The sequence below is a fragment of the Pseudomonas carassii genome, from assembly GCF_036324045.1.
GTDB classification, from domain to species: Bacteria; Pseudomonadota; Gammaproteobacteria; order Pseudomonadales; family Pseudomonadaceae; genus Aquipseudomonas; species Aquipseudomonas peradeniyensis.
This window is the reverse complement of the sequence record NZ_JAZDCT010000066.1, coordinates 1-12,530: the sequence shown is the minus strand read 5'-3', so window position 1 is coordinate 12,530 and position 12,530 is coordinate 1. Positions and strand designations below refer to the sequence as shown.

At 63.0% G+C, this 12,530-nt stretch carries 12 protein-coding genes; 10 read left to right on the top strand and 2 right to left on the bottom strand.

What is annotated here, in order from left to right:
• Positions 1-517 precede the first annotated feature (517 nt).
• Both V0R62_RS26310 and V0R62_RS26305 read right to left on the bottom strand, forming a co-directional pair.
• Complete coding sequence (locus tag V0R62_RS26310; protein WP_062572758.1) at positions 518-865, bottom strand: pentapeptide repeat-containing protein; 348 nt, start codon at positions 863-865, stop codon at positions 518-520.
• 100 nt (positions 866-965) lie between these two features.
• Positions 966-2,528, bottom strand: coding sequence for a bifunctional aminoglycoside phosphotransferase/ATP-binding protein (locus V0R62_RS26305; protein ID WP_330105780.1), 1,563 nt, complete (start codon positions 2,526-2,528; stop codon positions 966-968).
• Positions 2,529-2,645: 117 nt separating this feature from the next.
• Here V0R62_RS26305 and mrcB point away from each other — a divergent pair, with 117 nt between their 5' ends.
• The 10 genes from mrcB (at position 2,646) to msrQ (ending at position 12,499) form a co-directional block, all read left to right on the top strand.
• The gene (gene mrcB, locus V0R62_RS26300) at positions 2,646-4,967 is read left to right on the top strand and encodes a penicillin-binding protein 1B (protein WP_330105779.1); all 2,322 of its coding nucleotides are present in this window, start codon (positions 2,646-2,648) and stop codon (positions 4,965-4,967) included.
• Positions 4,968-4,993: 26 nt separating this feature from the next.
• The gene (locus V0R62_RS26295) at positions 4,994-5,773 is read left to right on the top strand and encodes a tetratricopeptide repeat protein (protein WP_050706955.1); all 780 of its coding nucleotides are present in this window, start codon (positions 4,994-4,996) and stop codon (positions 5,771-5,773) included.
• Positions 5,770-6,102, top strand: coding sequence for a YqcC family protein (locus V0R62_RS26290; RefSeq protein ID WP_330105778.1), 333 nt, complete (start codon positions 5,770-5,772; stop codon positions 6,100-6,102). Before V0R62_RS26295 ends, V0R62_RS26290 begins: the two co-directional genes overlap by 4 nt.
• 46 nt (positions 6,103-6,148) lie before the next feature.
• Positions 6,149-6,316: a hypothetical protein gene (locus tag V0R62_RS26285; RefSeq protein WP_280081669.1), complete on the top strand. Its 168-nt coding sequence runs from the start codon at positions 6,149-6,151 to the stop codon at positions 6,314-6,316.
• A 193-nt stretch (positions 6,317-6,509) separates the two neighbouring features.
• Positions 6,510-8,234, top strand: coding sequence for an acetolactate synthase 3 large subunit (locus tag V0R62_RS26280; RefSeq protein WP_186732766.1), 1,725 nt, complete (start codon positions 6,510-6,512; stop codon positions 8,232-8,234).
• Between the two features lies 1 nt (position 8,235).
• Entirely contained in the window at positions 8,236-8,727 is a 492-nt protein-coding gene (gene ilvN / locus V0R62_RS26275; protein ID WP_003250040.1) for an acetolactate synthase small subunit, read from the top strand.
• 53 nt (positions 8,728-8,780) lie between these two features.
• Positions 8,781-9,797 carry a ketol-acid reductoisomerase gene (ilvC, locus tag V0R62_RS26270; RefSeq protein WP_027917653.1) on the top strand — a complete coding sequence of 339 codons (1,017 nt, stop codon included), beginning with the start codon at positions 8,781-8,783 and terminating at the stop codon, positions 9,795-9,797.
• A gap of 151 nt (positions 9,798-9,948) precedes the next feature.
• Positions 9,949-10,800, top strand: a complete 852-nt coding sequence (gene pssA, locus V0R62_RS26265) for a CDP-diacylglycerol--serine O-phosphatidyltransferase (protein WP_050706953.1) — start codon at positions 9,949-9,951, stop codon at positions 10,798-10,800.
• 77 nt (positions 10,801-10,877) lie between these two features.
• The gene (msrP, locus tag V0R62_RS26260) at positions 10,878-11,891 is read left to right on the top strand and encodes a protein-methionine-sulfoxide reductase catalytic subunit MsrP (RefSeq protein ID WP_330105777.1); all 1,014 of its coding nucleotides are present in this window, start codon (positions 10,878-10,880) and stop codon (positions 11,889-11,891) included.
• On the top strand, positions 11,891-12,499 hold the full coding sequence (gene msrQ, locus V0R62_RS26255; RefSeq protein ID WP_330105776.1) for a protein-methionine-sulfoxide reductase heme-binding subunit MsrQ: 609 nt from the start codon (positions 11,891-11,893) through the stop codon (positions 12,497-12,499). The genes msrP and msrQ overlap by 1 nt, the downstream gene beginning before the upstream one ends.
• Positions 12,500-12,530 lie beyond the last annotated feature (31 nt).

Sequence of the window (12,530 nt, the reverse complement as noted above, 5' to 3'; positions counted from 1 at the left end):
CTCGCAGGCCTGGCACTGGTCGTGGGGCAGGACGGATTCGGCGATGACGTGGGCGATTCGCTTGCTGAGGGTCATGGGCGTTTTCCGGAATGTGGCAGGTTGGCTGCACATACCGCCGCATCGAGCATCTGGATAGGCGATATCTGCTCTGGATCGTCGGACAGTTGCGAGCGACGGTTACGCAGAGCAGAAACACTAGCGAGGAACGGGTTCTCGATGGGTAACAGGGCTTCCCAAATCCATGTAGGACGTTTCTCTAACTGTCCATTTGGGCCTGATTTGGCAGCGTTTTGTTACAGCTAAAGGGATTCCTGGGCACTCTCATCGTGCGTCAGGAGGGCTATCCGGAAGCCGCAAGCAGATCAATGCCCTTGTCGATCCAGGCGATCCTAAATCTATGACATCAGCCATTCGATCAGGCTGACCCTTGGCAGGCATATCAGGAGTAGGAGCGCTCCGCGCCCCTATCCCTGGGAGGACGGGATTCCTAAAGAAGACAGTTGCCCTGAGGCACGGTCTAGCGAGCGCTGCGATAACGCATCCGTGTCCCGAACTTCACCGACATCAGGATCTCGTCGGCGCTGAGCTCAGCCGGGAAGTAGGTCCCGGAGATCTGCGCATGGGCGAGGCTGGCGCCCTCCAGGCCGTTTTCGCGCAGGTCGAGCCCACGCAGGTCGGCGGCGCGAAAGTACGCGTCGGTGAAGTCGATGCCGCGCACGTCCAGGTCGCGCAGGTCGAGACCGCGGAAATCACCGCCGCGAAAGTCGATAGTCGAATCGCTGGGCTTCTCGCGGTTGAACGCCGCGATCTTCTCGTCGCGGATCATCGAGTAAAGGACGTTGTCCAGCTGACGGGGCTGATTCATGGCGGCGCCTCCTCCGTGGGGTGTGATGATATTGTAATGACATCACTGGAGGGGCGCCGGACTTCAGGCGTGAACTGTCGACTGCTTCACGCCTTGCGGCTCAAAGGCCGGGCAGGTGCTGGCGGATCTGCTCGATCAGCTGGTCCATGCTGGCACTTTCCTGGGTGTTCACGCGCTTGCTGTGCTTCTGCTCCTCGGCATCCAGCGGGTCGCGGCTGGCCTGCTGCGCCTGGATCACTTCCAGGGTGGCGTCCGAAGGGTCGATGGCTTCGGCCTGGCGCTGGGCCAGCCAGCTGGCGATCACCGCGTCGGGGGCCTGGCAGTCGAGAATCAGGAACGGCACGCCGGTCTCGCTGGCGACGTCCGCCGCCGCCTTGCGCTGCTCATGCTTGAGGTAGGTGGCGTCGAGCACCACCGGGAAACCGGCGTGCAGGATGATCGCCGCCAACTCATGCAGGCGCTGGTAGGTGGCGATGCTGGCTTCCTTGTCGTAGATGCCGGCCTCGAGTTGGCCGGCGTCGGCCGCCGACTGCTTGCCGAACAGGCGCTTGCGCTCCACGTCCGAACGCACGCGCACCGCACCCAGGGCCTCGACCAGGCGCATCGCCACATGGCTCTTGCCCACCGCCGAGACGCCCTGAGTGACGGCCAGCAGGCGCGAAGGGATGGCGCTGTAGCTTTCGGCCAGGTTGGCGTAGTTGCGATAGGTGCGCAGGGTGGTGGCGCGCTGCACGCCGTCGGCGTCGGGCGACAGGCTGAACAGCGCGACCTTGGCCCGCACCAGGGCGCGGTAGGCCTTGTAGAAATTCAGCAGTTCCAGGCCCTGGTAGTCGCCGGTCAGCTCCAGGTACTGGCTGATGAAGCGTCGCGACAGGCACTTCAGGCCGCGGTCCTCGAGGTCCATGGCCAGGAAGCCGACGTCGGCGTAGACGTCGGTCAGGCGGAACGGCTCGTTGAACTCGATGCAGTCGAAGATCACCACCTTGCCGTCGATCAGGGTGGCGTTGCCCAGGTGGATGTCGCCGTGGCATTCACGAATGAAGCCATTGGCCTTGCGCGCCTCGAGCAGGCTATGCAGGCGCTTGAAGCTGTCCTGGGCCCAGGCCTGCAGGTTGTCCAGTTGCTGCAGGTCGGCCTTGTCGGTCAGGAACGGGCGGATCTGCTCGAAGTTCTGCTCCACCGGCGCCATGACCGCGTCCGGGGTGCCCAGCGGATGGTCGACCGGCACTTTCGGCGCCTGCAGGTGGAACTCGGCGATCTGCCGGGCCATCTGGTCGATGTGGCCGGCGTTCAGCTCGCCGTTGGCCTGCAAGGTGCTGAGCATCTGGTCCTGGGGGAACTGGCGCATCTTCAGCGCGTACTCGATCGCCGGGCCTTCGCCGCCGATCTGCGGGGCCTCGACGCTGCCGGTGATCGGCAGCACTTCCAGGTATAGGCCTTCGGTCAGGCGCTGGTTCAGCCGCAGCTCTTCGTTACAAAAATGCCCGCGCTGGTCCAGGCCGGTGAAGTCGAGGAAGCCGAAGTTCATCGGCTTCTTGATCTTGTAGGCGTACTCGCCGGTGAGCAAAACCCAGGAGATGTGCGTCTCGATGAGCTGGAAGCCCGCGACAGGGTGCGGATAGAGGGCGGGGTTCTGTAGCGCGCTGATCAGGGCTTGGCTCACGGATCATCCTTCAGGGGTCAGGGAATTCGAATCGGACATTATGGTCAATGGTGCCGTCCCTGCAAACCGCCGAGGGGCGTCTGCCCCCCTTTTCCAAAGTGCGTATAATCCGCCGCCATGACACGTACCCGAAATTCCCGCACCTCTAAAAAACGCCCGACCGGCCGCGCCCGCGCCTGGCTGGGCTGGGCGCTCAAGCTCAGCCTGGTCGGCCTGGTGGTGATCGCCGGCTTCGCGGTCTACCTCGACGCCACCGTCCAGGAGAAGTTCTCCGGCAAGCGCTGGACCATCCCGGCCAAGGTATATGCCCGGCCGCTGGAGCTGTTCGTCGGCCAGAAGCTGAGCAAGAACGACTTCCTCACCGAGCTCGATGCCTTGGGCTATCGCCGTGAAGGCGTGGCCAATGGCCCGGGCGCTGCGTCGGTCAACGGCAACAACGTCGACCTCAATACCCGTGGTTTCCAGTTCTACGAGGGCATGGAGCCGGCGCAATTCGTGCGCGTGCGCTTCTCCGGCGACTATGTCGCGGGCTTGAGCGGCGCCAATGGCGGCAAGCTCGACGTGGTACGCCTCGAGCCGCTGATGATCGGCGGCATCTACCCGAAGAACCTCGAAGACCGCATCCTGATCAAGATCGACCAGGTGCCTCCATATCTGGTGGAAACCCTGATCGCCACCGAGGACCGCGACTTCTACAGCCACTTCGGTGTGTCGCCCAAGTCCATCGCCCGGGCGGTGTGGGTCAACACTTCTTCCGGCGCCATGCGCCAGGGCGGTAGTACCCTGACCCAGCAGCTGGTGAAGAATTTCTTCCTCACCAACGAACGCAGTCTCAGCCGCAAGCTGACCGAAGCGATGATGTCGGTGCTCCTGGAAGTGCACTATGACAAGCGCGAGATCCTCGAGGCCTACCTGAACGAAGTGTTCATCGGCCAGGACGGCCAGCGCGCGGTGCATGGCTTCGGCCTGGCCAGCCAGTTCTTCTTCAGCCAGCCGCTGCAGGAGCTCAAGCTGCACCAGATCGCCCTGCTGGTCGGTATGGTCAAGGGCCCGTCCTACTACAATCCGCGCCGTCACCCCGAGCGCGCCCTGCAACGGCGCAACCTGGTGCTCGACCTGCTCGCGGAGCAGGGCGTGGCGACTCAGGATGTGGTCGACGCGGCGAAGAAGATGCCGCTGGGCGTGACCAAGCGCGGCAGCCTGGCCGACAGCTCGTTCCCGGCCTTCCTCGACCTGGTCAAGCGTCAGCTGCGCCAGGACTACCGCGACGAAGACCTGACCGAAGAAGGCCTGCGCATCTTCACCAGTTTCGACCCGATCCTGCAGATGAAGGCCGAGACCGCCATGAGCGAGACCTTCAAGCGCCTGGCCGGGCGCAAGGGCGCCGACGAAGTGGAATCGGCGATGGTCGTCACCAACCCCGAGACCGGGGAAGTGCAGGCGCTGATCGGCAGCCGTCAGTCGGGCTTCGCCGGCTTCAACCGCGCCATCGACGCGGTGCGGCCGATCGGCTCGCTGGTCAAGCCGGCGGTCTACCTGACCGCATTGGAGCAACCGAGCAAGTTCACCCTGACTAGCTGGGTGCAGGACGAGCCGTTCTCGGTCAAGGGCGCCGACGGCCAGGTGTGGCGTCCGCAGAACTACGATCGCCGCCCTCACGGCACCATCTATCTGTACCAGGGCCTGGCCAACTCCTACAACCTGTCGACCGCCAAGCTCGGCCTGGAAGTGGGCGTGCCCAACGTGATCAAGACCATCGGTCGGCTTGGCGTGCAGGTCGACTGGCCGGCGTTCCCGTCGATGCTGCTGGGCGCCGGCGGCATGTCGCCGATGCAGGTCGCGACCATGTACCAGACCATCGCCAACGGCGGCTTCAACACGCCGATGCGCGGTATCCGCAGTGTGCTCACCGCCGAAGGCGAGCCGCTCAAGCGCTACCCGTTCCAGATCCAGCAGACCTTCGACCCGGGCTCGATCTACCTGGTGCAGAACGCCATGCAGCGGGTGATGCGCGAAGGCACCGGCCGCTCGGTGTACAGCGTGCTGCCAAGCTCGCTGACCCTGGCGGGCAAGACCGGTACCAGCAACGACTCGCGCGACAGCTGGTTCTCCGGCTTCAGCCAGGACCTGCTGGCGGTGGTCTGGCTGGGCCGCGATGACAACGGCAAGACGCCGTTCACCGGTGCCACCGGCGCGCTGCAGGTGTGGACCAGCTTCATGAAGAAGGCCGACCCGCTGCCGCTGGACATGCCGCAGCCGGACAACGTGGTGCAGGCCTGGATCGATCCGTACAGCGGCCAGGGTTCCGACGGTAGCTGTCCGGGAGCGGTGCAGATGCCGTATATTCGTGGCAGTGAACCGCCCGCTGGCGCTGCCTGTGGCGGCGAGCAGAACCCGGCCGAAGAGGTGATGGACTGGGTCAAGGGCTGGATGAATTGAGCGCGAGCTTCTGAAGAGGGTGTGAAGTGAACAAGTGGTGGATTCCTGCCGTGGCGGCAGTGACCGTGCTGCACGGCTGTGCCAGCGTCCCGCGTGGCAACATTCCGGTGGTCGATTCGAGCACCCGGGTCTCCAACAGCGAGCGCGTCTCGGCCAACCGCACGTCGGCCTATCCGACCAGCGGCGGCAGCAGCCAGGCCCGGTCGTTGCCGGAAGACTCCGGCGTCACCGTGATGATCCCGCAAGGGACCGGCGGCGCGCCGATCCAGTCGTTCCCGGCAGGTACCGGCCCGGCACCGATCAGCACTGGGCCGATCACCCCGGGTCCGGTCAGCAGCGGCCCGATCAGCACCAACCCCAACCCGATCGCCGACGAGCCTTTCGACATCGCCTCGATGAGCAATCCGGCGCCGGTCACCAGCGCGCCTACCGGGATTCCGCGGGGCAACGTCTCCGGCGGCGGCCTGTCCGCCGACGAACAGCTCGACGGCCCGGTGCTGGCGCTGCTGACCACCGCCCAGCAGCAGCAGGGCAGTGGCGACTTCAACGGCGCCGCGTCGAGCCTGGAGCGTGCCCAGCGCATCGCCCCACGTGAGCCGCAGGTGCTGTTCCGCCTGGCCCAGGTGCGCCTGTCGCAGGGCGACGCCGCGCAGTCCGAGCAACTGGCGCGCCGCGCCCTGACCTACGCCAACGGTCGCCCCGACCTGCAGGCCCAGCTGTGGAACACCATCGCCCAGGCCCGCGAGAAGCAGGGTGACAGCGCCGGCGCGGCCCTGGCGCGGCAGAAGGCGCGGGTCAACCTGTGATGGAACAGCGCATCCTCGATATCGCCGACCATCTGTTGCTGATCGAGCGCGAACTCAAGGTCCAGGGCTGGTGGAGCGATGTCGCGCCCAGCGCCGAGGCGCTGGCCAGCGTGGTGCCGTTCGCCGTCGACAGCATGGCCTTCGAGCAGTGGCTGCAGTGGATCTTCCTGCCGCGGATGAAACTGATTCTCGAGCACGGTCACCCGCTGCCCAATGCCTCGGGCATCCTGGTCATGGCCGAGACGGTGTTTGTCGATCGTCCGGAACAAAGCCGCGAGCTACGCCGGCTGTTGGCAGAATTCGACCAATTGATCAGTCCCTCCGCCTGATTTCTTCTCTTTTTTCATCAAGGGCCGCAGATTGTGGCCCTTTTTTATGAAAATCTTCTTAAATCTGCTGCTGCTGACCTTTTTAGTGGTGGCGGAGATTCATCTTGCCGAAAAATTGGCAATAATTTCTCTTGACTTGTGCGCGCCGAATCACAAGAATCCAGATTCCGCTGTAGAGGGACTGCCAGAAGCAGACCCGCTAAGCAGATCATGAGGCGCACACCCGCGCCGACTTGTAACACCCCGCAACGCGTTACCTCGCGCTGGGTGGGAAGGCCCGCAACACACCAGGGCACTCCCAATACTTGCTCAGTCAGTGCTGACGTTCGCTCATGCTCTGCTTGGCAGTAAACCTATTAAGACCCGCTCAGTGAGGGCGGTATTCTGGCGTTTTAGAGGTGAACAACGTGGAGCTTTTATCTGGCGCTGAGATGGTCGTCCGCTTTTTGCGTGACGAAGGCGTTAAGCACATCTACGGGTACCCTGGTGGTGCTCTCCTTCATGTTTACGATGCCCTGTTCAAGGAACCGGAAGTCCAGCACATCCTGGTCCGCCACGAGCAGGCTGCCACCCATATGGCGGACGGTTACGCCCGTGCCACCGGCAAGGCCGGCGTGGTACTGGTGACTTCCGGCCCGGGCGCGACCAATGCCATTACCGGCATTGCCACCGCCTACATGGATTCCATTCCGATGGTCATCCTGTCTGGCCAGGTGCCCAGCACCATGGTCGGCACCGACGCGTTCCAGGAAACCGACATGATCGGTATCTCCCGGCCGATCGTGAAGCACAGCTTCATGATCAAGCATGCCTCGGAAATCCCCGAAGTCCTGAAAAAAGCCTTCTATCTTGCGCAATCCGGCCGTCCCGGCCCGGTGGTGGTCGATATTCCAAAAGATATGACCAACCCGGCCGAGAAGTTCGAGTACATCTACCCGAAAAAGGTCAAGTTGCGTTCGTATAGCCCGGCTGTTCGTGGTCACTCCGGGCAGATCCGCAAGGCGGCCGAGATGCTCCTGGCGGCCAAGCGCCCGATCGTCTACTCCGGCGGTGGCGTGATCCTCGGCGGCGGCTCCGAAGCCCTCACCGAAATCGCCAAGACGCTGAACCTGCCGGTCACCAACACCCTGATGGGCCTCGGTGGCTTCCCGGGCACCGATCGCCAGTTCCTCGGCATGCTCGGCATGCATGGCAGCTACACCGCCAACATGGCCATGCACCATGCCGACGTGATCTTCGCCGTCGGCGCGCGTTTCGACGACCGCGTGGTCAACGGCCCGGCCAAGTTCTGCCCGAACGCCAAGATCATCCACATCGACATCGACCCGGCGTCGATCTCCAAGATGATCAAGGCCGACGTGCCGATCGTCGGCCCGGTCGAGAGCGTGTTGAGCGAGATGCTCACCATCCTCAAGGAAATCGGCGAGCAGCCCGACAAGGCGGCGCTGGATGCCTGGTGGAAGCAGATCGACGAATGGCGCGGCGACGGTGCGCTGTTCCCCTACGACAAGGGCGACGGCAACATCATCAAGCCGCAACAGGTGATCGAGACCCTGTGCGAAGTGACCAACGGCGATGCCTTTGTCACCTCCGACGTGGGCCAGCACCAGATGTTCGCGGCGCAGTACTACCGCTTCAACAAACCCAACCGCTGGATCAACTCCGGTGGCCTGGGCACCATGGGCTTCGGTTTCCCGGCGGCCATGGGCGTCAAGCTCAACTTCCCCGACCAGGACGTGGCCTGCGTCACCGGTGAAGGCAGCATCCAGATGAACATCCAGGAGCTGTCCACCTGCATGCAGTACGGCCTGCCGGTGAAGATCGTCAACCTGAACAACGGTGTGCTGGGCATGGTCCGCCAATGGCAGGACATGTCCTACAACGGTCGCCACTCGCACTCCTACGTCGAGTCGCTGCCGGACTTCGTCAAGCTGGCCGAGGCCTATGGCCATGTGGGCATCCGCATCACCAGCCTGAAAGACCTCAAGCCGAAACTGGAAGAGGCTTTCGCGATGAAGGATCGCCTGGTGTTCATCGACATCGCGGTCGACCGGACCGAGCACGTCTATCCGATGCAGATCAAGGACGGCTCGATGCGTGACATGTGGCTGAGCAAGACGGAGCGTACCTGATATGCGGCACATCATCTCCCTGCTGCTGGAAAACGAACCCGGTGCCTTGTCTCGCGTGGTCGGCCTGTTCTCCCAGCGCAACTACAACATTGAAAGCCTGACCGTGGCACCGACCGAAGACCCGACCCTGTCGCGTCTGACGCTGACCACCGTTGGCCATGACGAGGTGATCGAGCAGATCACCAAGAACCTGAACAAGCTGGTCGAAGTGGTCAAGCTTGTCGACCTGTCGGAAAGCGCCCACATCGAGCGCGAACTGATGCTGGTCAAGGTCAAGGCCACCGGTGCCCAGCGCGCCGAAATCAAGCGCACCACGGATATCTTCCGTGGCCAGATCGTCGACGTGACCGCCAGCGTGTACACCGTGCAACTGAGCGGCACCAGCGACAAGCTGGACAGCTTCATCCAGGCCATCGGCACCGCATCGATTCTCGAAACCGTGCGCAGTGGCGTCACCGGCATTGCCCGTGGCGACAAAGTGCTCAGCATCTAACTTCAAAAACTAGCGATGGCTCCGCTGGGGCCGAGATATAACAGGGGTATTTCATGAAAGTTTTCTACGATAAAGACTGCGACCTTTCCATCATCCAGGGCAAGAAAGTCGCCATCATCGGCTACGGTTCGCAAGGTCACGCCCAGGCGTGCAACCTGAAGGACTCCGGTGTGGACGTTACCGTCGGTCTGCGTAAAGGTTCGGCTACCGTTGCCAAGGCAGAAGCCCATGGCCTGAAAGTGGCTGACGTGGCTACCGCCGTCGCCGCTGCCGACCTGGTCATGATCCTCACCCCGGACGAATTCCAGGGCCAGCTGTACAAGAACGAGATCGAGCCGAACATCAAGAAAGGCGCCACCCTGGCCTTCTCCCACGGCTTCTCGATCCACTACAACCAGGTCGTTCCGCGTGCCGACCTCGACGTGATCATGATCGCGCCGAAGGCCCCGGGCCACACCGTGCGCTCCGAGTTCGTCAAGGGCGGTGGCATCCCTGACCTGATCGCCATCTACCAGGACGCCTCGGGCAACGCCAAGAACGTCGCCCTGTCCTACGCCGCTGGCGTCGGTGGCGGCCGTACCGGCATCATCGAAACCACCTTCAAGGACGAGACCGAAACCGACCTGTTCGGTGAACAAGCCGTTCTGTGCGGCGGTACCGTCGAGCTGGTCAAGGCCGGTTTCGAAACCCTGGTCGAAGCGGGCTACGCCCCGGAAATGGCCTACTTCGAGTGCCTGCACGAGCTGAAGCTGATCGTCGACCTCATGTACGAAGGCGGTATCGCCAACATGAACTACTCGATCTCCAACAACGCCGAGTACGGTGAGTACGTCACCGGCCCTGAAGTCATCAACGAAGAATCCCGCAAGGCCATGCGCAATGCCCTCAAGCGCATCCAGGACGGCGAGTACGCGAAGATGTTCATCAGCGAAGGCGCCACCAACTATCCTTCGATGACCGCCAAGCGCCGCAACAACGCCGCCCACGGCATCGAAATCATCGGCGAGCAACTGCGCTCGATGATGCCGTGGATCTCGGCCAACAAGATCGTCGACAAGACCAAGAACTGAGTCTTGCGTCGATAAATGAAAAACGCGGCTTCGGCCGCGTTTTTTCGTTTGCGCGGTCAGCTTCTGGTATAAAGCGACCAGTGGCTCGCTGTTAGAACGGTTTTGCCGAGCCCATGTCGAACATATTCCACCCTGTTGCAAGGTACTTTTCATGAGCGAACGTCCCGAAGAGCCGAACAAGCCCTCCGACGCCGAAAGCCTGCTACCTATCGATGAACATGTCGAAGAAGGCCACGATGCCGAAGGGCGCAAGGTGCGTCACCGCGGTATCTATCTGCTGCCCAACCTGTTCACCACCGCGAACCTGTTCGCCGGCTTCTATTCCATCATCAGCTCGATGAGCGCGCAGAGCGCCCTGAGCGCGGGTGATCCGCGGGAGGCGAGCAAGTATTTCGCCTTCGCCGCCATCGCAATCTTCGTCGCCATGGTCCTCGACGGCCTCGACGGTCGCGTGGCTCGCATGACCAATACGCAAAGTGCCTTCGGTGCCGAGTACGACTCGCTGTCGGACATGGTCGCCTTTGGCGTGGCGCCGGCGTTGCTGGCGTTCGGCTGGGCCCTGGGCGACATGGGCAAGGTCGGCTGGATGGTTGCCTTCATCTATGTGGCCGGCGCCGCGCTGCGCCTGGCGCGCTTCAACACCCAGGTCGGCACCGCCGACAAGCGTTACTTCATCGGCCTGGCCAGCCCGGCGGCGGCCGGCGTGGTGGCCGGTACCGTCTGGGCGTTCAGCGACTACGGCATCCAGGGCTCCAAGCTGTCGTTCCTGGTGGCGCTGCTGGTGGCAGCCGCGGGTATGCTGATGGTCAGTAACATCAAGTACAACAGCTTCAAGGAGCTCGACCTCAAGGGCCGCGTGCCCTTTGTCGCGATCCTGGCCGTGGTGCTGGTGTTCGCCGTGGTGTTCAGCGATCCGCCGCGCATCCTGCTGTTGATCTTCCTTGCCTATGCCGCGTCGGGACCGATCCAGTTCCTGTTGCGGGCGCGCCGTCGTAAATCCTGACAAGGATTTAATCGCGGAATAACCTGCCGGCTCCATAGTCTTACGTGTACATCAGTGACCCGTACTGTGGAGCCGCCATGCTCATCAAGCTTCCCCGACCGTCCGACTGCAAAGCGTCGGAGATCACCCCCGAATCAATCTACTTCTCACGTCGCACGTTGCTGGGCGCAGGCTTGGCGGGCGCGGCCCTGGGCGCGTTGCCGCGGTTGGGCGCTGCTGCCGAGATGTCCCGCTATGCCGACGTCGAGGTCGGTGCCACCCCCGGCTGGTTCAACGACAAGCTGGCCAGTACCCGCTGGCAGGCGGTCACCGTCAGTGGCGAGGCGATCACGCCGTTCAAGGACGCCACCCACTACAACAACTTCTATGAGTTCGGGCCCGACAAGGGCGATCCGGCGGCCAATGCCGGCAGTCTGAAGACCGAGCCCTGGAGCCTGGTGGTGGATGGCGAGGTGGCCAAGCCCGGGCGCTATGCGCTGGAGGACTTCATCAAGCCTCACCAGCTCGAGGAGCGGATCTACCGCCTGCGCTGCGTGGAGGCCTGGTCGATGGTGATTCCCTGGCTGGGTTTCCCGTTGGCGGAGGTGCTCAAGCAGGTCGAGCCAACCTCGAAGGCGCGCTATATCCGTTTCGAAACCCTGGAAGACCCCAAGAGCATGCCCGGCCAGCGGTCCGGTTTCGCCCTGATCGACTGGCCCTATGTCGAGGGTCTGCGCCTGGATGAGGCGATGAACCCGCTGGCGATTCTGGCGGTGGGCATGTATGGCCGCGAGTTGCCCAACCAGAACGGCGCGCCGTTGCGCCTGGTGGTGCCGTGGAAGTACGGGTTCAAGAGCATCAAGTCGATCGTGCGCATCAGTTTGGTGGCGGAGCAGCCGCAGACCACCTGGCAGGGGCTGGCGCCGGACGAGTACGGCTTCTATGCCAACGTCAACCCGACGGTCGACCACCCACGTTGGACCCAGGCGCGGGAGCGCCGCCTGCCCAGCGGGCTGTTCAGTCCCAATGTGCGCGATACGCTGATGTTCAACGGCTATGCCGATGAAGTGGCGTCGCTCTATACCGGCCTCGACCTGCGGAAGAATTACTGATGCGTTATCCCTGGCTGCGCCTGGCGATCTTCGTGTGCGGTTGCCTGTTCCCCATCTGGTGGCTGTACGAGGCGGCCATGGGACTGCTTGGTCCTGATCCGGGCAAGATCATGGTGGACCGTCTTGGCCTGGGGGCGCTGGTCTTCCTGTTGATCACCCTGAGCATGACGCCGCTGCAGCGGCTGACGGGGTGGTCGGGCTGGATCGTGGTGCGTCGACAGCTGGGGCTGTGGTGCTTTGCTTATATAGTGCTGCACATGACGGCGTACATGGTGTTCATCCTGGGGCTGGATTGGGGGCAGTTTGGCGTCGAACTGCGCAAGCGGCCCTACATCATTGTCGGTGCCTTGGGCTTTCTTGGCTTGCTGGCGCTGGCGGTCACCTCCAACCGGTATAGCCAGCGACGGCTTGGGGCGCGGTGGAAGAAGCTGCACCGGCTGGTCTATGTGATTCTCGGGTTGGGCTTGTTGCACTTCCTGTGGATCGTGCGCTCGGACCTGAAGGAATGGGCGGTGTATGCCGCTATTGGGGTCATCCTTCTGGTGCTGCGCATTCCCCCGGTGTGGCGGCGTGTTCCACGATTGGTCGGGCGGGGGAGGGCGGCCTGAAATCTTTCTTTAATAAAAGGTTGACGCCCTG

Excerpts from the sequence above, each read along its gene's own strand:
- ilvN (WP_003250040.1), top strand. The coding sequence starts at position 8,236 with ATGCGGCACATCATCTCCCTGCTGCTGGAAAACGAACCCGGTGCCTTG.
- msrQ (WP_330105776.1), top strand. The coding sequence starts at position 11,891 with ATGCGTTATCCCTGGCTGCGCCTGGCGATCTTCGTGTGCGGTTGCCTG.
- ilvC (WP_027917653.1), top strand. The coding sequence starts at position 8,781 with ATGAAAGTTTTCTACGATAAAGACTGCGACCTTTCCATCATCCAGGGC.
- V0R62_RS26285 (WP_280081669.1), top strand. The coding sequence starts at position 6,149 with ATGAAAATCTTCTTAAATCTGCTGCTGCTGACCTTTTTAGTGGTGGCG.
- msrP (WP_330105777.1), top strand. The coding sequence starts at position 10,878 with ATGCTCATCAAGCTTCCCCGACCGTCCGACTGCAAAGCGTCGGAGATC.
- pssA (WP_050706953.1), top strand. The coding sequence starts at position 9,949 with ATGAGCGAACGTCCCGAAGAGCCGAACAAGCCCTCCGACGCCGAAAGC.
- V0R62_RS26310 (WP_062572758.1), bottom strand. The coding sequence starts at position 865 with ATGAATCAGCCCCGTCAGCTGGACAACGTCCTTTACTCGATGATCCGC.
- mrcB (WP_330105779.1), top strand. The coding sequence starts at position 2,646 with ATGACACGTACCCGAAATTCCCGCACCTCTAAAAAACGCCCGACCGGC.